Genomic DNA, 22774 nt, shown 5'->3' on the forward strand with positions numbered 1-22774 from the left:
GGGAAATCAAGGGGATGCCGGGTCGACGGTCAAGGGAAACGCGGGGATGCGGATGAGCAGGGTTTCACCGTCCTCATCGCGGGCGGTGTAGGCCCCCTCGGCGGTGCTGGTGGAGTCGACCAGGTGGTAGCTGTTGTAGCGGAAGCTGTCGCCGGGTGTGAGACGGGGGAACTGGCCGACGACGCCATCGCCCTGGACGACGAGCTTGTGGCCCTTGGCATTGGTCAGGACCCATTTGCGGCCGGTGATGGTGACAACGCGCAGGCTGTGGTTGTGGATGGAGATGTGATAGGCGAACTTGTGCGGCCGGTGGGGGGGGGCATCGCTGGCGGGCACGCACTCCACGCGGTCGACGGCGGCGGTGAGCCCGGGGAGTTCGCGGGGCTTGGGAGTCGCATCAGCCATGCCCCATCCAACGTCGGGCGGGGTCATGCGTCAAGCCCGAGTCCGCGCAGGACCAGCCGGAGGCGGCCGCCGGCGTCGAGGAGGCGGTCGCCGGTGAAGGTGTTGTGGACATGCCCAAGGATGAGGACATGCAGCCAGGCCATGGCGGAGAAGGTGGCGGCCCAGCCGATGAAGGCAGCCCAACCGGAAGGACGATGGTGGCTGCCGAGACCGCGGCGGCGGCGCCATTCCATGTTGGCGATGACGAGGCCGGCCTGGCACAGAGCGTAAGCCAGCCAGTGGAGGAGGAAGCCGGGATCGGCCAGGAGGTACTTCGAGCCGAACCAACCGGTGTGGAGGATGAGGGCGGAAGCGGCAAAGACGACCACGACATTGCGGTAGGTGTGGTGCTGGCTTCCTCCAAGGGGAAAGAAGAAAAACTTCAACAGGAGTTTCCGGTTGAAGATATTCCAGCGTCGCCAGTGTTCGATGGGGGAAGTGGCCAGGAGGGGGAAGCGGAAGTTGGGGGGGATGTCGGCGCCGAGGAAACGGCAGAAGACCACACAGAGGTCGAACTTGGCCGAAAGCCAGAGGAACCATTTGACGTAGTTGAGCAGGACATAGCCCCAGGCGGCCGCGGGGCTGAGGTTGGGATCGGCGGGGTTTAAGTTTGAGAAGGGGGCAAAGTGGTTGAGCAGGCGCCAGGCGATGATTTTGAGAAAGGCCAGCCCCAGAAGCTGGAGGCCGCGTCGGAATACCACGGGGTAGTTCCCGGCACCCTCCCATTGCTGGGAGGGACTGTAGTTGAGATTGGCGTAGATCTGTGGGATGAAGGCGATGTAGCCCAGGTGGCGGAAGTAGTCCGGCTTTTCCCACAGGCCGCGTCGCCATTCGTAGAAATAGTAGGCGTAGCGAAGAACAAGGCCGGTGGTGGCCATATCCACCAGCCAATTCCAACGGCCGGGCTGGTCGGGGAACAAATAAAACAGCGCCTTGGGCAGGACGACCGCAAAAAGCACCAAACCGGCCCAGAAGAGATGGGCGGCGTATCGGCCGCCGTAGTGCAACGCGCCGTAGCAGGCCAGCGTGACGATGAGAAAACAACTGCCGTAGAGCGGGAAATCCTGGAGCAGGTAGACTGCGCCGCAGAGACCCAGAACGAGCGGGTAGTGGCCGCGCTGGGCGGCAAAAACAAGAAGAACGGATATCCCGGCCAGCTTCCACGGCAGGACCCATGGGATCGAGGGATCAACCAGCACGTATGCCGTCATCATCCCGGCGTAGCCCAGGAGAAAAAGCAGGGTCCAAGCGATGACCAGTGCGTAATCAGCGCGCTGAAGGCGGACCACCCGGGTTGGTGCGCTCATGACGAAGGGGCCGGGAGCAGCTTCCGCGCCCACTTGCGCATTTCGTGATGGAGGAATCCGACGACGACGAAGGTGGCAAGTTCGAGCAGACCGTAGGGCCGGTGGGTGTTGGTGATTTTCCCGGCGCGGATGGCCTGGAACACAGCCCGTGCCTCCAGGGTTTCGGCCTCGACCACGGCCGTATTGCGTCCGAAGAGAGCGAGGGCATGGGTGTCGGATGTGGCGATGAGTGGCTTGTGATTTTTCTCCGCCCACTCGGCGGCGCGGCGGTTGGGGTTGTAAAAGCCCAGGTAGAGGTGGCACCACTCGATGACATCGATCAGGCGGGCGAAGCGGTCGAGCACCGGCCCGACACAACTGTCCCGCGGGTAAAACGGATGGGGGGCCAGGACGAGGAGGTCCCCGCCCTTGGCCAGACGCAGGGCTTCGAGGTCTTCACGGGCCATGAGGTGGGGGATATCACCAGGGGCGACATTGATGAGGACGATCTCCCTGCCCTCGATCATCTTTTCCACCCCGGGGAGCAAAAGCACGCCGCGAGAGCGGGCGTAGTTGACAGCATCGGGGTCGTGGAAAACTTCCCGGTGGGGGGTGATGGCCAGGACTTGGACGCCCCGGGCCACGCAGGCATCGACCAGATCCCGGGCACTGTAATCCAGGGCGTCCTGGGGGTCGCAGTCACAGTGGTTGTGCAATTCGACCCGGTAAGTGGGCATGACGGCGGAGCGTTGGAAGTTGGGAGTTAGGGATGCGATCTCAGGCCCGGACCGAGGTTTGGCGGATGGTGGTGGCCTCCGGGAGCCACGTCACAATGTGGCGGATGAGGCTCTCTTCGGTTTCGAAGTGGGCGTGTTCGGCCGGCTGCGTGCAGAACCCGAAACCCTCGCCATAGGCGGTGCCGTTGGCCACGCAGGCGTCGCTGTCGCAATCGACCATCTGCTTCCAGGCCTTTTGCACGGCCTGCGGGCGCTTGCCCTCCAGTTCGTATTTCCAGCCGACAAGGACACTCTTCGGGAACCAGCCCCGGAGGTTGCGGATGAGTTTGGGGGCGGGCTTGAGGAGAAGCTTGATCTCCTGGGAACTGCCGCTGATTTTCTTGGCGATGACGGGTTGGTTGTCGATGTCCAGGATGGCATTGATCTCGAAGTCGCCGACAGCGGCGGCGTGGAAAACGGCGGCGAATTCCTGTTCCTTGGAAAGGCGGATGAGTTCGGCTTTGAGGGAATCGCGGGTGGTGAAGGGAAGGATCTGGCCGTGTTTGGGTGGGGCAAAGGTGCTCTGGACCCCGCGCAATACGGTGACGTGCCAACCGGCGGCGGCCAGACTGTCGACAATGACCGCCCCATGGCGCCCGGTGGAAAAATTGGTCAACCGGCGGACCTCATCGATGGGTTCGTAGGTCGGGCCGCAGGTGACGAGGACGTTTTTCAGGTCGGACATGGCTGGTATAAGATTATACGGCTTGAAGACCGGGGCGCAATGCCTCCTTGGAGGACTGTCAAGATCCCTTCCAGGTCGGCGGTTGTCCTGTCAAATCTTTTTGGATACCACAATATGGCTAGGTATGCTATAAAATGGGGTGCGCGGCCGGAACCGCCGCTGAGGAAACCGCCCATGGAACACGCCAGAATTCTTATCGCGGACGACCAGGAAGGGGTGCGCACGATCCTGCGCATGGCCTTGAGCAGGCGTCCGGTGGAGGTGGATGAAGCCTGCGATGGACGCGATGCCCTGGCCCACTGCCTTTCCGGTTCATACGATCTGCTGCTGCTCGATTTGCGGATGCCGTTCTTAGGAGGACTGGAGTTTCTGGAGCAGGCACGCGCGCAACACATTGACACGCCCGTACTGGTCATCAGCGGCCATTTGGATGCCCGGGATTTACCGCGGGCCTTCGGCCTGGGCGTGGTGGATTTTTTGTCCAAGCCTTTCGAAATCGGCAGGATGTTGGAAACGGTGGACGATTTGTTGCTCAGACAGCACGAGTTGCGACAGGACATCGACTGGAGGGTGTTGGCGAATGGTCCGTTGCTGCGGCGCGCCCGGGCCCTGGTGCAGGGGAGGCGATGGGAGGAAGCGGAAGAGGTCCTGTCGGTTATTCTGGAACGGGAGCCGGGCCACTCGGAAGCCCTGGTGTTGGAGGGACTGATTGCCGAGGTTGGAGGGCGGTTCGGCCAGGCGGAGGCCGATTACAAAAAAGCCTGTTTGACGGAAAGGCACCGCGGGGAAAGCAGTCGATGCGAATGGCTGCATGCCGGCTGAAGAATAGGGAACGCCGGACTTCCTTGACTTGCCAACAGCCAATGGGCCGCAAGCCCGCCCAGCCAACCCGTATTCAGGGCTGACGGCGTCCGGCGACGGGAACCGTCCGTGGGGCACAGGCACAGCCGCTTGCACAGCCGGAGGCCTTGTGGCGACGGCGCCTCCAGAGGAAGTAGAGGGCGCTCCCGACGATCAGCCCCACGCAAGCAACATCGATCCAGGAATTCATGGTTGGGTTAGACAGGGGTCCAGCGGGAGAGGATCTGGTAACTCAGGACCGCACCTACCCAGGCCATTCCGGTCATGAGGAAGAACGCGGACACGGCCCAAGGCCATCCGGCCTCGGCCTTCATGATGGCCACGGTGGCACCGCATTGCATGCAAAGGGCAAAAAAGACCATGACCGCTACGGCCGTGGCGACTGTGAATACGGGCTGTCCGGCCCGGGGGCCCGAGGGCCAGACTTCTTTCTGGAGCTTGCTCCGCAGGTCGGTGGATTCCTCGTCCTGTTCGCCACCCAGATTGTAGATCACCCCCAGGGTGGAAATGATGACCTCGCGGGCGGGGAAGCTGGCCAGGACCCCGACGGTGATTTTCCAATCGAAGCCCGCCGGTGCGAAGAGCGGCTGGATGGCCTTGCCCGCGCGGCCGAGGATGCTTTGTTCGAGGTAGGCCGAAGCGATGGCATGGTCGAGCTGGCCGGAGGCTTCGCTCTCCGGGTCCCCGAGTTGGGAGGCGAGTTCGGCGGGAGAGGTTCCCGTGGTTTGGGAAGCGGAGGCCAGCCAAGCGGAGCGGACCTGGTCCTTGAGGGCCTCCGGTCGGGGAAAGTAGAGCATGGCCCAAATCAAGATGGTGATGCAGAAGATGACGGTGCCGGCATCGGTGAGGAAGCGTTGTCCGCGCTGGCCCACCCGCCAGAAGACGTCACGGAACGAAGGAAGACGGTAGGGTGGAAGTTCGAGGAGGAAGGGCGGGGAAGGCGCCTTCAGCACCAGTTTCTGGAGGAACCAGGCCAGAGGCAAGGCCAGAACCGGGCCCAGCAAGTGCATGGCAAAAAGGGCGAGTGCGGCCACGGTCGGGCCGTAGACGGGTTCAACGAAGGCCCCGATCATGACCAGATAGACCGGGAGGCGGGCCGAACAACTCATCAGGGGGGCGATGAAGATCGTGGTCAGGCGGGTGCGCGGGTCTTCGATGGTGCGGGTGGCCATGATGCCGGGAATGGCACAGGCGTAGCTCGACATCAGGGGAACAAAGCTCTTTCCACTCAGGCCGAATCCGCTGAAAAGACGGTCGGCAAGGAAGGCGGCGCGGGCCAGGTAACCGGTGTCTTCCAACAACCCGATGAGCAGGGTGAGAATCAGGATCTGGGGCAGGAAGACAAGGACCGAGCCCACGCCGGCGATGAGACCGTCGGCGACCAGGCTCTGGAGCATGGGCAGGCCCCCGAGTTGGCTACCAGCCCATTGCTGGGCAACACTGGTGGCGGTCTCGATGGCGTCCATCAACGGGCCGGACCAGGAGTAAACAGCCTGGAAAACACCCAGCATGACCAGGGCAAAGATGAGGGTGCCCCAGAAGGGATGGGCCAGGGCGTTGTCGAGGTGGCGGGCCCAGGAAGCAGCCGCGGCCTGGCGCTGGACGATGCACCCGTCAAGCAATCCGCGGATGTGTTCGGATATAAGGACCGGCTCGGCGGTGGCCGGGTGGTGTCCGCCGGAGAGGATGCGGCCGTGGGCGCGGCGCAGCGATTCTTTCCGTGATTCTTCGGCCCCGGCCAACCGGTCGAGGGACCGGACCGAGGTATCAAAGAGGGCCCGCTGGGCCGTGAAGGCGCAGGGGTTGCCGGGGGTATTTTCAGGTGAGTGAGGTGTGAGGAAATCAAGGGCTTCCCGGATGGAGTCCGGCCAGACGGGGACCCGGAGGAGGGTCCGGGAGGCGGCGGCCCGGACCAGGGCTTCTTTGATTTCGCCGATGCCCCGGCCCTTGTGCCCCACGGTGGGGATGACCGGCACACCCAGGCGCTGCTCCAGTTTGGCGAAATCGAGTTGCAAGCCCTTGGAATGGGCCTCATCGATGAAGTTGGCGGCGATGACGATCGGGATGCCGAGACTGGAGGCCTGGATGGCCGGGAGGAGGGAACGATGGAGTTGTGAGGCTTCGGCCACGCAGAGGATGACATCGGGCCGGGGTTCGGTGCCAGTGCGGCCACAGAGCGCATCGACGGCGATCTGTTCGTCCGGCGAGACGGCGTTGAGGCTGTAGGTGCCGGGAAGGTCGTGGCAGATGAGCTCGCGGCCTTCGTGCGCGGTGCGGCCTTCTTTGCGCTCGACGGTGACTCCGGGGTAGTTGCCGACGCGCTGGCGCAGCCCGGTCAGACGGTTGAAGAGCGAGGTCTTGCCCGTGTTCGGCTGGCCGATGATGGCTACGTGGAGCGGGGGGGCGGCGACGGTTGTTTCCGACGCGTGGGCGATCATGGCTTGGGCGGGACGGTGGGGGATTTCTTGACCCGGAGCTTCTGGGCATCGGCATGACGGATACCGAGCTTGCCCGAGGGGAATCGACAAAGCACGGGACCACCCAGCGGCATCTTGTGCTGGAGGTCGATTTCATGGCCGGGCATCAAACCAGTCGCCATCAATCGCTGGGCCAGAACCGCATCCGGCCCGATATCTTCCAAGTGGGCTTTTTGACCGCTGCGAAGGGAGCTGAGTTTTGACATAAGATCCTTTTGAGAACTGTTCTCAATTATTAAGGAAGGGGCTCGAACTGGCAAGGAGGAATTGCAAAGCGCTGAAAATAGTTGGGGATCTAAAGGGGCCTTTAATTTGGGAAACCTGATGAGATTCCGGCTTGGGACTGGCCCTGGCCGGGGGCGAAGTGGTAGTTTTCCGCCCCATGAATCCGCCCTCCTTTTCGCCCCGAGGCAGCAAGCAACAGATCGAGGAAGGTCTGGAGTTGGCCCCCAAGTTCGATGAAAACGGCCTGATACCTGTGGTGACCACCGATCATGCGACCGGCGAGGTCCTGATGATGGCCTACATGAATGCCGAGGCCCTACGGGAAACCATAGAGAAGGGCGAAGCCGTTTATTGGAGCCGCAGCCGGAACAAGCGTTGGAAAAAGGGCGAAGAAAGCGGCAACGTCCAAGTGGTGCGCGAGATGCGGACCGACTGCGACCAGGACGCCATCTGGCTGCGGGTGACGGTGATGGGGCTCCAAGCCACCTGCCACACGGGCTTTCGTTCTTGTTTCTATCGTTCGATCCCGACCGGGCCATCGGCAGTCAACGGCGTGACGTTGTGCCTCGAGGAGAAAGAGAAAGTCTTCGACCCGAAAGAGGTTTACGGACGCTGACAGGGGTCCTGCCCCGGTGGCTGTCCGGTCAGCCAACCGCCCTCCCAATCAAGCCATTCGTAGCGGGCGATGGTTTTTTTGTAATCGTAAAGGGAGGCGCCATGTGTGGCGTAGCCCGGGTAGTGCCAACGAAAACCCTGTTGAGCGGCCCAAAAAAGTTCGATCAATAACGTGGCCGTGCCCAGGCTGCGCTTCGATTCATCAGGGTCAAAGACCGCGTAAATGCTGCTCACCGACTCCAACCCTAAGTCCAGGTAACTGGCGGCGACCAGTCGCGGACCTTGGCGCAATGAAATAGTGACATTACGGCAGGGATGCCCGTCCGGTTGGGGACCCAGGAAATCCTCCAGCGCATCGGGGACATCCTCCCGGAAGCGGGAGCGGTGGCGGAGGAAAAGGTCGCGTTGTTCATCTGTCAGTCGAGTCGGGCTGATCTCGCAGGAGAGATCCCGATTGCGGCGGAGAATGCGGCGTTGGCTTTTTCGCGGGGCCCAACCCTCCAAGGGGTAGCGCAGGGGCATGATCTCCCGTGCCTCCGCGCCTTGTTGCATCCAGCGGGTGCGAAAAAAGAACGGACCAAAATGTCTCCAACCCGCAGCCCAGGCCGCATCCATCTCTCCTGGGGATGAATGGGACCGCAAAAAGGCATCATGCTTCGACACGATACCATGCTGACAGATTAATGATGCAGAGAAAAGACCGGGCCGAGCAGCTATGATTCAATCAGGTTACAACGTTTCGGGAATTTAACATGAATCACATTGTTAGAATGACCAATAATCCTATGTTCCAGCGCATGAAACGTTTTTCGATGTTCGCCTTCTTCGCACTAGCCCCGTTTTTCGCGGAAGCGCAAACCTCCATCCCCACTGGATCATCCGCTTCCACGTACACTGCCAATTCTGGAAACTACATCCTTTCCGGCAACCTCACCTACACTGGAACGGCGGCCAATGGTGCCATTCTCTTGAGCCCGGGGTCTGCGCTCCAGATCGGACCGAACTCGGTCTTGTCTTCAACGGATACATCCGGAGGAGCCCGGGCCATCCGACTGACCAACAACGCTGGAAATTTTTCCATCACCGTCGGATCCAACAGCACGGTACAGGCCCAGTCCAACGACGGGATCAAGCAGCAGAATAACGGCTCCCTGATCACCTTGACCAATAACGGCACCATCCGGACCTTCAAATCCACCACGTTCAATGCCTCGGTCGGCCAGGCCCTCGACTTCGATGGCAACACCGGCGTCAGCACCATCACCAACAACGTCGGTGCCCTGATCCAGGCCGATGGCGCCGATGCCATCCGCGTGGGCAGCAACATGTCCATTTTCAACTACGGCACGATCAAGGGCAACAGCAACGTCAACGACAACGCCGCCAACAACAACAGCAGTTATAATTTCGCCAACACTTTCGATACCTCGGAAGCGGTCGACTTCCGCAGTGCCGCCAATGCCTCCCTGACCAACAACGGCACCATCATCGGCACCCGGCATGGCGTCGACGGAGATACCGCCGCCACCAATATCACCATCAACAACCTCAGCGGCGGAAGCATCATCGGCCAGAACGGTTCCGGCATCGGTTCCGATGCCACCAACATCTCGGCTTCGAACTACCTCGTCAACAACTACGGCCTTATCCGCGGCGACTACGCCGGGGTCGGCAATATCTTCGACCGTTCCGGCGCGGCCAGCATCGATGGCGACGGAGACGGCGTGGACATCGACGGCGGCGCCACCATCAACAACTTTACCGGCGCGAGCATCCTCGCCACCGGTGCCGCAGGATACGATTCCGGTGGACGGGCCAACGGGAGTGACGGCATTTCCATCGGGGGCGGCATCATCAACAACAGCGGGCTGATCCAAGGGGCCAACAATGGCATCATTGTCAACAACGACTCGGTCGCCAGCCGCAGCGGGGTTGCCGCCACCACCATCACCAACAACAGCACCGGCACGATCGCCGGGCTCAACGGCTTCGCCATCCGCCTGGAAAACAAGCTGGGCGACGCCCGCGACAACGACACCATCATCAACTACGGCACCATAACGGCCAACGGCACCATCCCCACCCCGACCGGTGTGGTCACCCGCCAATATGGTGAAACCGATGCCAACTCCGTGGGCACGCTCGATGGGGTGGCCTACTCCGGAAATGGTTCAGCCCGCTTCATCAGGGGCGACGGCGCGGCCATCCAGACAGGCGAGGGAAATGACGCCATCACCAATTACGGCACGATCACCGGCAACAGCGGCCGGGCCATCTCGATGGAAGGCGGCAACGACACCCTGACCGTCTCCGGCGGCTCGGCCGTGATCAACGGCGCGGTCAACGGCGGCACCGGGAGCGACACCCTCAATTTCTCCCCCGGCGCCGGCAACACGTTCAACGCCACCTCGGCCTTCTCAAATTTCGAGCAGATCAACATCAACGCCGGCAAGACCATCCTCAACACCTCTCTCACTGCCAACGGCACCGGCAATGGGGCGGTCAACATCAAGAACGGCGGCAATCTCAATCTCGCTTCCACCAACAACAGCACCGTGATCGTGGAATCGGGCGGCCAGCTCACCGGAACCGGTTCGGTGGGTGCACTCACCCTCCAGAGCGGAGCGCTCCTGGCCCCGGGCAACAGCCCCGGCACCATCACCGCCGACTCGGTCATCTGGGACGGCGGGGCCGATTTCGTCTTCGAACTCGGCGCCACCTCGGACCAGTTGGTCATCCTCGGCGCCCTGACCAAGGGCTCGGCTGGCACCTACGAAATCATCCTCACCGCGGGTGAAGGACTGAGCGAGGGCCTGAAGGACCTGATCACCTTCAATTCGACCAATTTCAACGGTTCCGATTTCACCATCATCAACAACACCCCCGGCCTGATCGGGAACCTGGTCCTCAATGGTTCGACCTTGAGCTACAACGTCACCACGGTTCCGGAGCCCTCCACGGCCCTGCTCGTCGTCCTCGGTCTCGGGGTCTTGGCCGCCGGTCGCCGCCGCGCGGTCTGAACCCCGCCCATCCGCCCGGCCCGGGCCTTTATTCCTTCCGCAACCAGCGGGGAAAGTGCTACTTTCCCCGCTGTGCCTTTGGTCCCCCTTCATTTCCATTCCAGCCGTTTCCCCGCCGCCGTTTCCCGCTTGTGGCGGGAGTCGCTGGAGAGTCGGGAAATGGACCACAGTTTCCATTACCTGACCCACCGACAGTCGATGCGCTGGCTGGCCGTCCACTCGGCCCACTCTCCGGCAAAACGCGACGAAGCCTGCCGCCGGATCTACCATGAGGCTTTCGACCACATGGCCCGGATCATCCATGAAGCCGACCTGGCTGTCATCGGTCTGGGCTGCGGGGATGGGGGCAAGGAGGCCGAACTCATGCGCGTCCTCGGACAGGGCGGCCACCGGCCGACCTTCCTGTCCTGCGATACCAGCAGCGACCTCATCCTGGCCGCCCTGGACACGTTGGTCCGGACCACCGGGGTGCGCCAACAAGCACCAGCGGTGATCGCGGATCTCCGGGCGGCGGCCGATCTCGGCCCGGTCTGGGACCGTTGGACCGGACGCGTTCCGCGCATATTCACGCTCTTCGGCCTGCTGCCCAATTTCACCCCGGGTGAAATCCTGCCGGTGGTGGCCGGGTGGATGCGTCCCGGTGACTTTCTCCTGGCCAGCGCCAACCTGGCCCCGGGAAATGACTATCAGGCCGGATGCAACCAAATACTCCCCCAATATGACAACCGGGAAACCCGGCAGTGGCTTTCCGGCGTCCTGGAGGACCTGGGGGTGGAGCGGAACCACTTTTCCCTCGATTACCGGATCGGGGAGGCCGGGGGTTTGAAACGGGTGGAGGTCTGGGCCACCTTCCGGAGCGACCTCACGGTCCAACTTGAGGGAAGGGAATATGCCTTTGACCCGGGGGACCGGATGAGGCTCTTTTTCTCCAACCGCCACACCTTGGAATTGATGTCGCGGCAACTGGAGACGGCCGGTCTGGAGTCGACCGGGAGTTGGCTGGCCCCTTCGGGTGAAGAAGGGGTTTGGCTGGCGGTCAAAAAAGGTTCGGCCACATGAATTCCGGGCAGCGTGTCCTCAGGTTGCTTTTGGCATGGGTCCCCTGGCTGGGCTTCATACTCCTCGTGCTTCCAGGGCCGTGGCAGCGCGTGTTTTTCACTCCGGGACATTTCCTGGCCTGGACGGGCCTGCCCTGTCCACTCTGTGGAGGAACCCGGGCCATGCGGGCTCTATTGCTCGGCGACTGGTCCCGTGCCCTCTACCTGAATCCACTGGCCGTATTGGTGGTCCTGGGCGGACTGCTCTGGACGGCGGCCTGCCTATGGGAGGCCTGGCGCGGGCGGGCCTTGGTTCCCGGCTGGGACCAAAAACTGGCCCCGGCAGGCCGTTGGTTGGTCCTGCTGATCGTGCTTTATTGGATCTACCATGCCGGGACGGCCTGGTGGTGGCCCAAGGAAGAACTGCTCAACCGCGGGGGATTTTTACTCCGTCGTTAGTCTGCTCGTTCTACAACAGGCTGCGGTATTTGGCCCAAAGATGGCGGAAGGAAGGGGCGAACGCCTCCGGCTCACGGGCCACCCAGGCGCTCAGGTCTTCGGGAAGAAGCCAACGCAGTTCGTCCACCTCATCCTTCTTGGGCCGGAACGGGCCCTCGCACAATCCACTGTAAAGCCGGACAAACTCGTGGTCGAGTTCCCGGGTGTCGGTGCAGTAGGCGATTTCCGTCAGCACAGGTGCCCGGGACAGCCCGAGTTCTTCACAACATTCCCGCGCCGCGGCGGCCGGATAGTCCTCGCCGGAATCGACATGCCCGCAGGCGGAGGAATCCCAGGTGCGGGGATGGCGGTCCTTCGCGGCCGACCGGAGTTGGATGAGGATTTCGCCGTTCCGGCGCAACAACCAGATGTGGGCCGCGCGGTGGAGCAGGCCATCCCGGTGCACCAAAGAACGCGGGGCCCTGCCGACCACTTCGTCCTGTGCGTCGACGATGTCAAAGATGTCTTTCATTGTAGGCTATAATATAGTTGTTAGATTTAATTCATCCACTCCATCGGGCCGGACCGGAAGCACTACCCGCGGCCAACCGTTCCATTTCCGACCAGGCGGCGGGAAGGGACTCGATGACATCCCCCGCCACCAGCGTTTGTTCGGCACCCCCCTCCACCGCAAGCTCTGCGGCGCGCCCGTGCCAGCAGACCCCGAGTCGCGCGGCGATGTCCGGCGGATAACCTCCGGCCATCAGGGCGGTGATGATCCCGGATAGAACATCGCCCATCCCGGCCGTGGCCATGCCCGGATGGCCGGTGGCATTGTGGCTGATGGCGCCCAGGTGGTCGATCACCAGGGTGTTCGGCCCCTTGGCCACCAGAACGGTGCCGGGGTGGCGGGCGTGCCAGGCCTTCACCGCCTCCCTCCGTCCGGTTGATCGCTCACCCAACAATACCGCCAATTCACCCGCATGCGGGGTGAGCACACATCCCCGTTTGGAAAACTGCGCCAGACATTCCGGCTGCCCTGCCAAAGGATGCAGCGCGTCGGCATCCAAGAGTACGGCGGCCCGGGTTTCCTCGGCCAGGCGGCGAAGCAGCAAGCCCGCATCCTTCGAGCGTCCCACTCCCGGACCGGCCAGGATCGTGCCCGACTGGACCAGTGTTTCCGGCAAGGCCCCCCGGCACTCGACCGCGCGGACCATCACTTCGGGAGTGGCCACCGCCAGCAGCGGCACCAATTCCGGATGGGTGAAGAGTCGCACCAAGCCGGCTCCAGCGCGCAACGCGGCCCGGCTGGCCAACAGGGCCGCACCCGCCATGCCGGGCGAACCCGCCCATACGGCCACCTCGCCTTTCCGGTGCTTGTACAGATCGGCGGGCAGGGGCCTGATCCATCGGCAGGCCTCGCCCGGACCGATGAATGCCTCCCCCTTTCCAGAGGGAGGAAAAGCGAGGGGGAGGGTGATCGCCAACAACCGCCCGACCCGGCCTCGCGCCGCATCCGCCAGGCAACCGGGTTTGACCGCCCCGATAGCCAGAGTCCAGTCGGCCCGAAAACAGGGTCCCGCTACCGAACCGGTATCCGGGTCCATCCCCGATGGAAAATCCAAAGCCACCCGCACGCCGTGGATTTCTTTGCCATCAGACCAGTTGAGCATTTCCGCCACCGCACCCCGGGGCTCGCCGGACGAACCGGTGCCCAGCAATCCATCGACCACGGTCCACGAGCCTCCCACTTCTGGATGGTCTGGCCAGATCCAAGCGGAGGATTCCTCACGCTTCACTTGTTCTAAATTCACCCGGGTTCTTTCGGTGATGGGACCGGCCGATACCACGACCACTTCACGGCCGGCAGATCGCAGGTTCGAGGCCAGGAGGAGGGCGTCGTTGCCATTGTTCCCCTTGCCGGCCAATACCAGGACCCGCCGGGGCCAATCGGGGCGGGCCGCAAAAACCCGCAGGCATCCCTCCACCGCGGCCTCCATCAACCCCTCCACCGTGGCGGCACCCGACGCTATCGCCGCGGCCTCGGCTTCTCGGAGCAACCCGGCCGGCAGCACTTTCATGCGGATATCAGGATCGCGGTCGCCGCCGCATAATGGTCGGTGTGGGTTAGGGAAATCATCATGGCCGAGGCCCCGCGTTCCCGCAGAAGATCGAGCGCCCCGCCATGCAACACCATGAACGGTGCCCCCGACTCATCGCGCCGCACCTCCATTTCTCGCCACCCCAGCACGGACCCGATGCCCGTGCCGAAGGCCTTGCTGGCGGCCTCTTTGGCGGCAAACCGCGCCGCCAGATGACGCTCGGGGAATTTTTGCGCCCGTGCGTAGGCCACTTCCGCCGGGAGGAAAATCCGGTCGAGGAAGCGGTCACCAAACTTTTCCATGGAGCGGGCAATGCGTTCGCATTCCACCAGGTCGATGCCCGTACCCAGGACACGGCCATTCATGGGATCGGCTTTCCCAGCAGGTGCACCATGTCTTTGACCGCCTTCTGCATGCCGAAGAACACCGCCCGGGAAACGATGGCATGGCCGATATTCAGCGTGTGGAGGTGGGGGGTGGCAAGGAAGGCGCTGACGTTACGGTAATTAAGACCATGCCCGGCATTGACCTGGAGGCCGGCGGCATGCGCCTGTTCGGCGGCGGCTCGCAAAATCGACAGCGAGGCGGATTTCCCGGGTTCCGTCACCGCGCGGGAATAGGCTCCGGTATGCAGCTCCACCACCGGCGCCCCGGTCGACACCGCCGCCTCGATCTGGGTTGGATCGGGGTCGATGAACAGGCTCACCCGGATGCCGGCCGCAGACAATTCTCCCACCGCGGCCCGGATTTTCTCCCGCTGCCCGGCGACATCCAGACCACCTTCGGTGGTGACTTCTTCCCGGCTCTCCGGCACCAGACAGGCCTCGGCCGGTTTGAGTCGCAGGGCGAAGGCCACCATGCCGGCCGTCACCGCCATCTCCAGGTTCAGGGGCGCGGGCACCCGGGATTTCAACTCCATCACATCCCGGTCGATGATGTGACGGCGGTCCTCCCGCAGGTGGGCCGTGATGCCCTGGGCGCCGCCCGCCACGGCCTCGAGCGCCGCTTCCACCGGGTCGGGCTCAACAGAAACATGGCCGGGCGGCTCGTTGCGGTAGCGCGCTTGGCGCAGGGTGGCGACGTGGTCGATGTTGACGCCAAGATGGATCACCCACGCATTATCCGGGCCGGAGCCCCGGTGAACAAGCCGTAAAAAACCCGCCCGGCGGGTCATGATCCCGGTTGAATGGTCCGCCTATGGGCGTTATCTTCCCCAATCGATGTCCGCCCACTTGGAACGCGTCCTCACGCACGCTTCACGCAAGCTGGAAGGCCTGTCCCACAAGAGCAACCGCGACCAACTCGATCTCTACCGCAACTTCCTCCGGCTGGAACAGGCACGTCTGCGCATGGCCCACCGCGCAGGCGAGGGCGGAATCGAGTGCACCACACGGCGCGCCGACCTCTTCAATGTCATCCTGAAGCACATGTTCAACGGGGCCCTGGAATCCGGCCAGCGCTCCCATGACATCAAACCCAGCGAGGCCCGCATCGCCTTGGTCGCCGTGGGTGGCTACGGCCGCGGCCAGCTCTCTCCCCACAGTGATATTGATATCCTCTTCCTCTACGAAAAATTCCGCCCCGACAGCCCCCATCACCGATTCGTCAACGACGTCGTCGAGCAGGTTCTCTACCTGCTCTGGGACTCCGGCATCAAGGTCGGCCATGCCTCGCGCACCTTGGAAGAGGTCATTGACCAGGGACGCCAGGATTTCATGACCCTGACCGCCCTGCTTGAATCCCGCCTCCTGGACGGACCGGATGACCTCTTCACCGAATTCCAGCGCCGGTTCCACCGCTTGTGCATCCAGGGCCGCGAAACCGCCTACCTCGAATGGCGGCTCAAGGACCAGACCGCGCGCCATGAAAAATTTGGCAACACGGTATTCGTCCAGGAACCCCAGGTTAAAAATGGCTGTGGAGGCCTGCGCGACTACCACAACCTCATCTGGTCGGCCCACATCGCCCGCGGCTTCAAAACCACCCTTGAACTCCAACAGGCCGGTCTCCTCACGCTCTCCGAACGCAAAGCCATCGACCAGGCCTACGATTTCCTCCTCCGCATCCGCACCGAATTGCATTACCAGCAGGACCGGGCCGGCGACATCCTGACCCTTCGGCTCCAGGGCGGTGTCGCCAATGCCTTCAAATACCCCCAGCGCCACGTCATACCCCGCACCGAAGCCCTCATGCGGGAGTATTACACCCACAGCAGTGCCATCTACCACACCTGCCAGCTCCTTTTCCGCCGCCTCATCGGCAAACCCGCCCAACCGCGTGGCCTCTTCCAAAAACTCCTCCCCGGCAGCGCCGCCCGATCTGAAAAAATCCACGGCTTCACGCTCAACGCCCACAACGAGCTGGAAGCCCCCCCCGCCTCATTCTTCAGCGAGGAACCGGCCCGCATGGTCCAGGCCTATCAAATCATCCAACAGCGCAACGCCATATTCTCCCCCGAACTCGAATCCCTGATCCGCCACAAGGCCCACCTCATCACGCGCAAAACCCTCTGGGACCCCGCCATCCGCGAGATGCTCCTCAGCCTCGCCTCGCCCAAGGGCCGCGTCGGCCGCATCTTCCGCGCCATGCACCAAACCGGCATCCTCGGACGCCTCATCCCGGAGTTCGCCCCCCTCACCTTCCTGGTCCAGCACGAGTTCTTCCACCGCTACACCGCCGACGAACACACCCTCGTCTGCCTCGAACAACTCGACCGTGTCCTCGATGACAACTCCTCCCATTTCCCCGCCTACCGTCCGCTCTTCGAACGCTGCACCGAACCCGCCATCCTTTATCTCGCCCTCGTCCTCCATGATACCGGCAAAGCCGACCACAGCCGCGACCACAGCAACGTCAGCTCCCAGCTCGCCTCCCGCTTCGCCCGCCGCATGCGCATCGGCGGACGCCGCCGCCAACTCCTCATCTTCCTCGTCGACCACCACATGACCCTCACCGAGTTCGCCCTCCGCCGGAACCTCGACGAACCATCCACCATCCGTGACTTCGCCCGCATCGTTCAAGATGAGGAACGCCTCGACCTCCTCATGCTCCTCAGCCTGGCCGACGGCATGGGCACCGGCACCGACAACAGTTGGACCGACTGGAAGGAGGGGCTTGTCTGGCACCTATACACCCGCACCCGCTACATGCTCGCCGGTGAGGAGGAATTCCTCCGCCACACCGAGAAGAACCGCGCCGAACTCGAGACGCGGCTGCGCAAGACCGTCCCGAAGGCCATCGACGATGCCGAGTTCACCGCCCACATCCGCTCCCTGCCCGAACGTTACCTGACCTTCCGCAATGAGGCCCTCATCGCCAGCCACATCGAGCTGGTCCACCAGTTCCTCTTCGCCCAGCTCAACAATGAGTCGGTGGCCGACGCCCTCAAGCCGGTCATCGGTTGGCGCGACCTGCCCAGCACCGGTCACAGCGAGGTCACCGTCGTCACTTGGGACCGCCACCATCTCTTCGCCAAAATCGCCGGCGCCTTCGCCCTGGCTGAATTGAACATCCTCAGTGCCGATATCTGGACCCGCTCCGACCACATCGTCATCGACACTTTCCGCGTTTGCACCGAAAAATTCGAAGCGGCCACCCACGCCCATGACCGCAAGGTTTTCACCGAAGCCCTCACCCGTGCCCTTCAGGACGGTGATTACAACATCGGCACCGAGATCAACCGCGCCCACTCCTTCTCCCGTCGTCCGGACCACCTCGCCGGCATGGTCGAACCCATGGTCGGCTTCGATTCCGACTCCACTCCCGGAACCACGGTCATGCACCTCCGTGCCGCCGACTACCTCGGCCTGCTCTATGACGTCTCCGCCTGCCTGGCCGGCTTGGGCCTCTCCATCACCAATGCCCGCATCACCACGGAAATGGGGGCGGCCATGGACACTTTTTACCTCACCACGTCCGATGGCACACCGGTCACCGACCGCTCCGAATTCCGCCGCTTCCAGCGTGCCGTCATCGCCGCCATGGAGGCCCACCTGCCCGGCTAGGCCGGGAGTTTTAGGTTTTAAGTATGAAGTTTTAAGTAAGACGCCATTTTTTCTATCTCCTTTCCTGCTTAAAACTTAATACTTAAAACTTCAAACTTGTCATGACCGACGACTTCCTGCGCCACGGACAGGCCCTGCTCGAACCCCAGGAGCTCCTCCAGCGCATCCTCAAATTCGCGGTCAAGAAAACCGGCGCCAGCAGCGGCTCCCTCTGCCTCCTCAACCCCAACACCGGTTCGCTCGACATTGAAGCCGCGGCCGGTCTCAGCGCACGCGCACGCCGGACCAAACTGCGCATCGGCGAGGGCATCACCGGTTGGGTGGCCAGCCGGGGACTGCCTCTCCGCATCCACGATGTCACCACCGACCGCCGTTACGTCCAGATCGACCCCCGCATCCGTGCCGAACTGGCCGTTCCCCTCCTCCTGCGCGGCCAGGTCATCGGCATCCTCAACTTGGACAGCACCACTCCGGGGGCCTTCGGTGAGGAAGAGGAGAAATCCCTCGTCGCTTTTGCCAAACACGCCTCCGAAAGCATCCGCCTCTCCTGGGAAATCAACCAACTGCGCCTCCGCAGTGAGCAACTCGAAACCCTGGTTGATATGGGACAGACCATCATCTCCCAGGACCAGCTCGATATTGTTCTCCAGCGCATCGTCAAGGAATCGTGCCGCCTGATGAATGCCAAGCTCTGTTCGCTCATGCTCCTGGATGAAAACGGTAAAACCCTCGCCCTCAAGGCTTGGTATGGCGCCTCCAAGGCCTACATCAACAAACCCAATCTCCCGGTGGCCGAATCCCTCGTCGGCGTCGTCGTCAACCGCCTCAAACCCCTCACCGTCCTCAACGTCATCGACAATCAACGCTACCTCAACACCGAACTCGCCCGCCGCGAGGGCCTCGTCTCCCTTCTTTCCGTCCCACTCACCTTCGAAAGCCGCGCCCTGGGTGTCCTCTCTGTTTACACCCGCGAGACCCACCGCTTTTCCAACGAGGAGATCCGTCTCCTCTCGGCCATGGCCGGCATGTCCGCCGTCGCCATCGCCAAGGCGCGCCTCCTGGAAAAAGTGGTCCGCATGGAAGATGAACTGCGCAACGCCGAGCGCCTCTCCGCCCTCGGCTGGCTCGCCGCCGAGATTGCCCATGAAATCCGCAACCCCCTGACCGTCGTGCAGATGCTCTTCCATTCCATGATGCAGGACGTCCAGGGCAGCGAAACCACCCACCGCGACGCCGCCCTCATCGAAACCAAGATGAAGCAGATGAACCGCATCCTCGACCAGGTGCTCACCTTCGCCCGCTCCTCCGAGCCCGAGCTCGAGCCCCTCCACGCACCCAGCCTTCTCCGCGATGTCCTCCTCCTCACACGGCACAAACTCGCAGAGCAGAAAATCGACTTCCGCCTGGAGGTTGACGACGAGGAGCTGCGCATCAACGGCGACCGGGCCCAATTGGAGCAGGCCATCCTCAATCTCGTCCTCAACGCCTGCCAGGCCATGGCCCAGGGCGGCCAGCTCATCCTCTCCGTGCGCAACCAGACCAAGGGCGGGGCGCATGAGGTCATCATTGGCATCAAGGACAACGGCATGGGAATTTCTCGCGAACGCCAGGAAGAACTCTTCCAACCTTTCCTTAGCCACAAAAAGGGGGGAACCGGCCTCGGATTGGCCCTGGTCGAGAAGACGGTCAAAAGTCACGGCGGCCACATCACGGTCAAATCCCGCAAGGGCTCCGGAACCCTCTTCCAGCTCCACTTTCCGGCCCTCACGGACGAATAGCAACCACTTGCCTATCTCGACATATCTTCATTTTTTTGTCGGAGAATCCCCTCCCCGTTCTTTGCCAGTATCCGTAGCCCCGGCTGATGGGATTCGCTATTCCGCTCATCGGGGTTATGCCCCCACTGTTGGCGGATAGATAATCCTCGCGCGACAGGGGGGCGCGGCGTATTTTGTTCCCATGTCCGGCCCCCTCGACGCCCTTCTCATCCTCCAAGACCGCGACACCCGCCTCCGCCGCATCGTCCAGGAATTGAAGGCCATTCCGGCTGAAGAAAAGACCATTGCCGACCGCCTGGCGGCGCAAAGCCGGCACCACGAGGAACTCAAACTCAAGGCGCGCCAGATCGAGAGCCAGCGCAAAGACCTGGAAAACCAGGCCGGTTCCCTCCGGGATAAAATCAACAAATACGGCCAACAGCAACTCCAGACCAAAAAGAACGAGGAATACCAGGCCCTCGGCCATGAGATCGACCGAGCCAAGGCCGACATCGCTGCCCTCGAGGACCGTCAATTGGAATGCATGGAAGCCTTCGAGGCCGCCCAGAAGGATGTCGCCACCGAGGGGGCCAAGGTCCGGGAATTTGAAGCCGCCGCCCAGGCCCGCCGGGCCGATCTGACCACCAAGAAGGCCCTTTTGGAAAAGCAGCAGGCCGATCTGGAAGCCGAGCTCAAGACCCTGGAAGCCGGCCCCAACCCGGCCGACCTGACCCGCTACCGTCGTATCCTGTCGAGCAAGGGGGATATCGCCATTGTTCCGGTGGAGCACGGCAACAAGTGCGGCGGCTGCCACATGTCCCTAACCCACCAGAGCGTTCTCAACGCCAAAGGCAACACCGGCTTGGTCCCCTGCGAAAACTGCGGCCGCCTCCTCTACTGGAAGTCCGAATTCATCTGAAGGCTGATCCGGCCCGGGGCTAGTGCCCGGCATGTTCTTGGATGTATTCCTGCTTCAACCCAAGCTTCTCCGGGGCATGAAGAACCAACATCTTCATGCGGATGTCGGACGGAACTTCCTTCGCGGTCCATTTTGAAACCCCTACCATCAGTGCCATCGCCAAAGGCGTGGCCCAGATGGCCGGTTGCTCGCAGAGGATGCGTGCCAGCGGGTGTGCTTTCCAGAAATCGACCAGGTCGATCCATTTCATCACATCGTTGAAGCTGGTCAGGGAGATCGCCAGCACGGCCAAAAGACCGCCCGCCAGCATGCCCGTGGCGGCGCCCTTCATCGTCATCCCCCGCCACCATGCGCTCAGGAACAGGAGCGGGAAATAGCTGGAGGCGGCGATGGCGAAAGCCTGGCCGACCATGAAGTTGATCTCCAGTTGTTCCACCTGCATCCCCAGCACCATCGAGACCACGCCAATGAGCACGGCGCAGATTTTGAAGGCGACCATGCGCTGGGCCGGGGAGGAGGAAGGGCGCAGGATGCGCCCGTAGACATCGTGCGCCAATGCCCCGGTCATGGAAACCAACAAGCCACTGAACGTGCTCATGAAGGCGGCAAAAGCACCCGCGCAGGTGATCCCGCTGAGGATGGAACCAAGGGGCGGATACTTCTCGTTCAGGAGAAGAGGGATCTTCAGGACCACCCCGTCCGGGCCGGCCACCCCCGTGCTCTGGTAGAGTTCGGGCAGGAAATTGCGTCCCATCGCCCCCAACACCGGCGGAAACACATAGAAAATCCCGATCAGAATCATGACCCACATTGTGGTCCTCTTCGCCGCCACCCCGTCGGGATTGGTGTAAAAACGCACCAGGATGTGGGGCAACCCGGCGGTGCCGCAGACCAGGGCCACGATGAGGGAGTAGGTGTAGAGCAGAGAGTAAGGCTTTTGTTCTTCCACGGTCAATCCGGCCGCCGCCGCCGCCCGGGTGGTCAGGGGGCCGAATGGCGACACCCAGGCCTCGTCCTTCGGGGCTTTGGGTGGCAGCTCATCGCGCAGCACCACGATCTCCGCCGCGGCGGCCGAGGGCTGAGACGTGTTCGCCCCCACTTGGACGTTGTAGAAACCGTAGACCGCCATCAGCACGAAAACGGGCAGGGAGATGGCAAACATCTTGGCCCAGTATTGGAAGGCCTGTACCAGGGTGATACCCTTCATCCCGCCCAGTGCGACGTTCAGGGTGATGATCCCGGCCACGACGACCACCCCGGCCCCGTAGGGCAGACCGGGGAAAATGTAGGCCAGCGTGGTGCCCGCCCCCTTCATCTGGGGCATGGTGTAAAAGAAACCGATGAACAGGACAAAGAGGATGGCGATCTTGCGGAAGAGCGGCGAATCATAACGCCCCTCGGCAAAGTCCGGAATGGTGTAGGCACCGAAGCGGCGCAGCGGACCGGCGATGAATAACAGGAGAAATAGATAACCGCAGGCATAACAAACCGGATACCACAACGCATCGTAACCACGGCTCATCACCATGGCCGCCACCCCCATGAAGGACGCCGCGGAAAGGTATTCCCCGGATATGGCGGAGGCGTTCCATCCCACCGAGACCGAACGTCCGGCGACAAAGAAATCACTGGCGGTCTTCGACTTGCCCGCCGACCAGAATCCCATTCCGACAGTGGCCGCCACCGTCACAAAGGAAAAGGCCAGAATCCAAGGGTCGGTCGCGCGGAGGATGGCAAGGATCTCGTTCATACCTGTTCTCCACGCCGGGACGCTTCAACTTCCCGCACCTCGTCCTCCTCCAGCGCGATGGAACGCCGGATAAAAACCGCGGAAATGATCCATACCAAGGGAAAGACCAGAACGCCCAGGAACAACCAGGTCATGGTGAAACCGAATATCGAGGTCGCCATGAAGTCGGGCAGGAAATAATTCAACAGGGGCAGGCCGAACAGGATGAGGACAAAGGCAAGGGCACAACCGGTCGACAATTTCAGCTGGCGCCGCATCAACTCGTGCAGAAAAGATTCACTGTGGATATCGATGGGTTCCCGCGTTCGCTTGTCGGCCATCCAAGGCAATTATCAGAAACCCGCATCGGGCGCAACCGGGATTGACGGAACCTGCCTC

At 62.4% G+C, this 22774-nt stretch carries 21 protein-coding genes; 8 read left to right on the forward strand and 13 right to left on the reverse strand.

Annotation, left to right across the window (positions count from 1 at the left end; translation table 11 throughout):
* Positions 1 to 6: 6 nt before the first annotated feature.
* Genes SFU85_03820 through SFU85_03835 form a run of 4 tightly spaced genes read right to left on the reverse strand, consistent with a single transcriptional unit; the run spans position 7 to position 3191 of the window.
* On the reverse strand, positions 7 to 432 hold the full coding sequence (locus tag SFU85_03820; protein ID MDX6765897.1) for an ApaG domain: 426 nt from the start codon (positions 430 to 432) through the stop codon (positions 7 to 9).
* Positions 429 to 1751 (reverse strand): hypothetical protein, encoded by a 1323-nt coding sequence (locus tag SFU85_03825; protein ID MDX6765898.1) that lies wholly within the window; start codon positions 1749 to 1751, stop codon positions 429 to 431. The genes SFU85_03820 and SFU85_03825 overlap by 4 nt, the downstream gene beginning before the upstream one ends.
* Entirely contained in the window at positions 1748 to 2467 is a 720-nt protein-coding gene (locus SFU85_03830) for a PHP-associated domain-containing protein (GenBank protein MDX6765899.1), read from the reverse strand. The genes SFU85_03825 and SFU85_03830 overlap by 4 nt, the downstream gene beginning before the upstream one ends.
* Before the next feature lie 40 nt (positions 2468 to 2507).
* Positions 2508 to 3191 carry a phosphopantothenoylcysteine decarboxylase gene (locus SFU85_03835; protein ID MDX6765900.1) on the reverse strand — a complete coding sequence of 228 codons (684 nt, stop codon included), beginning with the start codon at positions 3189 to 3191 and terminating at the stop codon, positions 2508 to 2510.
* Positions 3192 to 3365: 174 nt separating this feature from the next.
* Between SFU85_03835 and SFU85_03840 the strand changes: the two genes are divergently transcribed.
* A complete protein-coding gene (locus SFU85_03840; GenBank protein MDX6765901.1) occupies positions 3366 to 4013 on the forward strand; it encodes a response regulator in 648 nt (215 codons plus the stop codon).
* A gap of 236 nt (positions 4014 to 4249) precedes the next feature.
* Here SFU85_03840 and feoB read toward each other — a convergent pair whose 3' ends face one another.
* Both feoB and SFU85_03850 read right to left on the reverse strand, forming a co-directional pair.
* Complete coding sequence (gene feoB / locus SFU85_03845) at positions 4250 to 6490, reverse strand: ferrous iron transport protein B (protein ID MDX6765902.1); 2241 nt, start codon at positions 6488 to 6490, stop codon at positions 4250 to 4252.
* Positions 6487 to 6735, reverse strand: a complete 249-nt coding sequence (locus SFU85_03850; GenBank protein MDX6765903.1) for a FeoA domain-containing protein — start codon at positions 6733 to 6735, stop codon at positions 6487 to 6489. The genes feoB and SFU85_03850 overlap by 4 nt, the downstream gene beginning before the upstream one ends.
* Before the next feature lie 176 nt (positions 6736 to 6911).
* Here SFU85_03850 and hisI point away from each other — a divergent pair, with 176 nt between their 5' ends.
* A complete protein-coding gene (gene hisI, locus SFU85_03855) occupies positions 6912 to 7370 on the forward strand; it encodes a phosphoribosyl-AMP cyclohydrolase (GenBank protein ID MDX6765904.1) in 459 nt (152 codons plus the stop codon).
* Here the strand turns inward: hisI and SFU85_03860 are convergent.
* Positions 7358 to 7984 (reverse strand): hypothetical protein, encoded by a 627-nt coding sequence (locus SFU85_03860; protein ID MDX6765905.1) that lies wholly within the window; start codon positions 7982 to 7984, stop codon positions 7358 to 7360. The two genes, hisI and SFU85_03860, sit on opposite strands and share 13 nt — an antisense overlap.
* Positions 7985 to 8166: 182 nt before the next feature.
* Here SFU85_03860 and SFU85_03865 point away from each other — a divergent pair, with 182 nt between their 5' ends.
* From SFU85_03865 to SFU85_03875, 3 genes are all read left to right on the forward strand, one after another.
* Positions 8167 to 10389 carry a PEP-CTERM sorting domain-containing protein gene (locus tag SFU85_03865; GenBank protein MDX6765906.1) on the forward strand — a complete coding sequence of 741 codons (2223 nt, stop codon included), beginning with the start codon at positions 8167 to 8169 and terminating at the stop codon, positions 10387 to 10389.
* Positions 10390 to 10461: 72 nt separating this feature from the next.
* Positions 10462 to 11448 (forward strand): L-histidine N(alpha)-methyltransferase, encoded by a 987-nt coding sequence (locus SFU85_03870; GenBank protein MDX6765907.1) that lies wholly within the window; start codon positions 10462 to 10464, stop codon positions 11446 to 11448.
* Positions 11445 to 11885: a DUF2752 domain-containing protein gene (locus SFU85_03875; protein MDX6765908.1), complete on the forward strand. Its 441-nt coding sequence runs from the start codon at positions 11445 to 11447 to the stop codon at positions 11883 to 11885. The genes SFU85_03870 and SFU85_03875 overlap by 4 nt, the downstream gene beginning before the upstream one ends.
* Before the next feature lie 10 nt (positions 11886 to 11895).
* On the opposite strand, the gene SFU85_03880 is transcribed toward SFU85_03875, so the two are convergent.
* Genes SFU85_03880 through SFU85_03895 form a run of 4 tightly spaced genes read right to left on the reverse strand, consistent with a single transcriptional unit; the run spans position 11896 to position 15077 of the window.
* Positions 11896 to 12396 carry an NUDIX domain-containing protein gene (locus SFU85_03880; protein MDX6765909.1) on the reverse strand — a complete coding sequence of 167 codons (501 nt, stop codon included), beginning with the start codon at positions 12394 to 12396 and terminating at the stop codon, positions 11896 to 11898.
* Between the two features lie 31 nt (positions 12397 to 12427).
* Complete coding sequence (locus SFU85_03885) at positions 12428 to 13945, reverse strand: NAD(P)H-hydrate dehydratase (protein ID MDX6765910.1); 1518 nt, start codon at positions 13943 to 13945, stop codon at positions 12428 to 12430.
* Positions 13942 to 14331, reverse strand: a complete 390-nt coding sequence (gene acpS / locus SFU85_03890; GenBank protein MDX6765911.1) for a holo-ACP synthase — start codon at positions 14329 to 14331, stop codon at positions 13942 to 13944. Before acpS ends, SFU85_03885 begins: the two co-directional genes overlap by 4 nt.
* Complete coding sequence (locus SFU85_03895) at positions 14328 to 15077, reverse strand: pyridoxine 5'-phosphate synthase (protein MDX6765912.1); 750 nt, start codon at positions 15075 to 15077, stop codon at positions 14328 to 14330. The genes acpS and SFU85_03895 overlap by 4 nt, the downstream gene beginning before the upstream one ends.
* A 61-nt stretch (positions 15078 to 15138) precedes the next feature.
* Between SFU85_03895 and glnD the strand changes: the two genes are divergently transcribed.
* The 3 genes from glnD to SFU85_03910 all read left to right on the forward strand — a co-directional run bounded on the left by glnD (position 15139) and on the right by SFU85_03910 (position 20646).
* A complete protein-coding gene (glnD, locus tag SFU85_03900) occupies positions 15139 to 17970 on the forward strand; it encodes a [protein-PII] uridylyltransferase (protein ID MDX6765913.1) in 2832 nt (943 codons plus the stop codon).
* 101 nt (positions 17971 to 18071) lie between these two features.
* Positions 18072 to 19748 (forward strand): GAF domain-containing protein, encoded by a 1677-nt coding sequence (locus SFU85_03905; GenBank protein ID MDX6765914.1) that lies wholly within the window; start codon positions 18072 to 18074, stop codon positions 19746 to 19748.
* A gap of 181 nt (positions 19749 to 19929) precedes the next feature.
* Positions 19930 to 20646 (forward strand): C4-type zinc ribbon domain-containing protein, encoded by a 717-nt coding sequence (locus SFU85_03910; GenBank protein ID MDX6765915.1) that lies wholly within the window; start codon positions 19930 to 19932, stop codon positions 20644 to 20646.
* Positions 20647 to 20665: 19 nt separating this feature from the next.
* Here the strand turns inward: SFU85_03910 and SFU85_03915 are convergent, their stop codons facing one another.
* Together SFU85_03915 and SFU85_03920 are read right to left on the reverse strand one after the other, a co-directional pair.
* Entirely contained in the window at positions 20666 to 22396 is a 1731-nt protein-coding gene (locus SFU85_03915; protein MDX6765916.1) for a cation acetate symporter, read from the reverse strand.
* On the reverse strand, positions 22393 to 22716 hold the full coding sequence (locus tag SFU85_03920) for a DUF485 domain-containing protein (protein ID MDX6765917.1): 324 nt from the start codon (positions 22714 to 22716) through the stop codon (positions 22393 to 22395). The genes SFU85_03915 and SFU85_03920 overlap by 4 nt, the downstream gene beginning before the upstream one ends.
* Between the last annotated feature and the right edge of the window lie 58 nt (positions 22717 to 22774).

This window comes from Candidatus Methylacidiphilales bacterium (assembly GCA_033875315.1).
GTDB lineage: Bacteria > Verrucomicrobiota > Verrucomicrobiia > Methylacidiphilales > CAZTYG01 > JANRJG01.

Excerpts from the sequence above, each read along its gene's own strand:
- SFU85_03830 (MDX6765899.1), bottom strand. The coding sequence starts at position 2,467 with ATGCCCACTTACCGGGTCGAATTGCACAACCACTGTGACTGCGACCCC.
- SFU85_03905 (MDX6765914.1), top strand. The coding sequence starts at position 18,072 with ATGACCGACGACTTCCTGCGCCACGGACAGGCCCTGCTCGAACCCCAG.
- SFU85_03910 (MDX6765915.1), top strand. The coding sequence starts at position 19,930 with ATGTCCGGCCCCCTCGACGCCCTTCTCATCCTCCAAGACCGCGACACC.
- SFU85_03860 (MDX6765905.1), bottom strand. The coding sequence starts at position 7,984 with ATGGATGCGGCCTGGGCTGCGGGTTGGAGACATTTTGGTCCGTTCTTT.
- hisI (MDX6765904.1), top strand. The coding sequence starts at position 6,912 with ATGAATCCGCCCTCCTTTTCGCCCCGAGGCAGCAAGCAACAGATCGAG.
- SFU85_03920 (MDX6765917.1), bottom strand. The coding sequence starts at position 22,716 with ATGGCCGACAAGCGAACGCGGGAACCCATCGATATCCACAGTGAATCT.
- glnD (MDX6765913.1), top strand. The coding sequence starts at position 15,139 with ATGATCCCGGTTGAATGGTCCGCCTATGGGCGTTATCTTCCCCAATCG.
- SFU85_03915 (MDX6765916.1), bottom strand. The coding sequence starts at position 22,396 with ATGAACGAGATCCTTGCCATCCTCCGCGCGACCGACCCTTGGATTCTG.
- SFU85_03840 (MDX6765901.1), top strand. The coding sequence starts at position 3,366 with ATGGAACACGCCAGAATTCTTATCGCGGACGACCAGGAAGGGGTGCGC.
- SFU85_03850 (MDX6765903.1), bottom strand. The coding sequence starts at position 6,735 with ATGTCAAAACTCAGCTCCCTTCGCAGCGGTCAAAAAGCCCACTTGGAA.
- SFU85_03885 (MDX6765910.1), bottom strand. The coding sequence starts at position 13,945 with ATGAAAGTGCTGCCGGCCGGGTTGCTCCGAGAAGCCGAGGCCGCGGCG.
- SFU85_03875 (MDX6765908.1), top strand. The coding sequence starts at position 11,445 with ATGAATTCCGGGCAGCGTGTCCTCAGGTTGCTTTTGGCATGGGTCCCC.
- SFU85_03825 (MDX6765898.1), bottom strand. The coding sequence starts at position 1,751 with ATGAGCGCACCAACCCGGGTGGTCCGCCTTCAGCGCGCTGATTACGCA.
- SFU85_03820 (MDX6765897.1), bottom strand. The coding sequence starts at position 432 with ATGACCCCGCCCGACGTTGGATGGGGCATGGCTGATGCGACTCCCAAG.
- SFU85_03835 (MDX6765900.1), bottom strand. The coding sequence starts at position 3,191 with ATGTCCGACCTGAAAAACGTCCTCGTCACCTGCGGCCCGACCTACGAA.
- feoB (MDX6765902.1), bottom strand. The coding sequence starts at position 6,490 with ATGATCGCCCACGCGTCGGAAACAACCGTCGCCGCCCCCCCGCTCCAC.
- SFU85_03880 (MDX6765909.1), bottom strand. The coding sequence starts at position 12,396 with ATGAAAGACATCTTTGACATCGTCGACGCACAGGACGAAGTGGTCGGC.
- acpS (MDX6765911.1), bottom strand. The coding sequence starts at position 14,331 with ATGAATGGCCGTGTCCTGGGTACGGGCATCGACCTGGTGGAATGCGAA.
- SFU85_03865 (MDX6765906.1), top strand. The coding sequence starts at position 8,167 with ATGAAACGTTTTTCGATGTTCGCCTTCTTCGCACTAGCCCCGTTTTTC.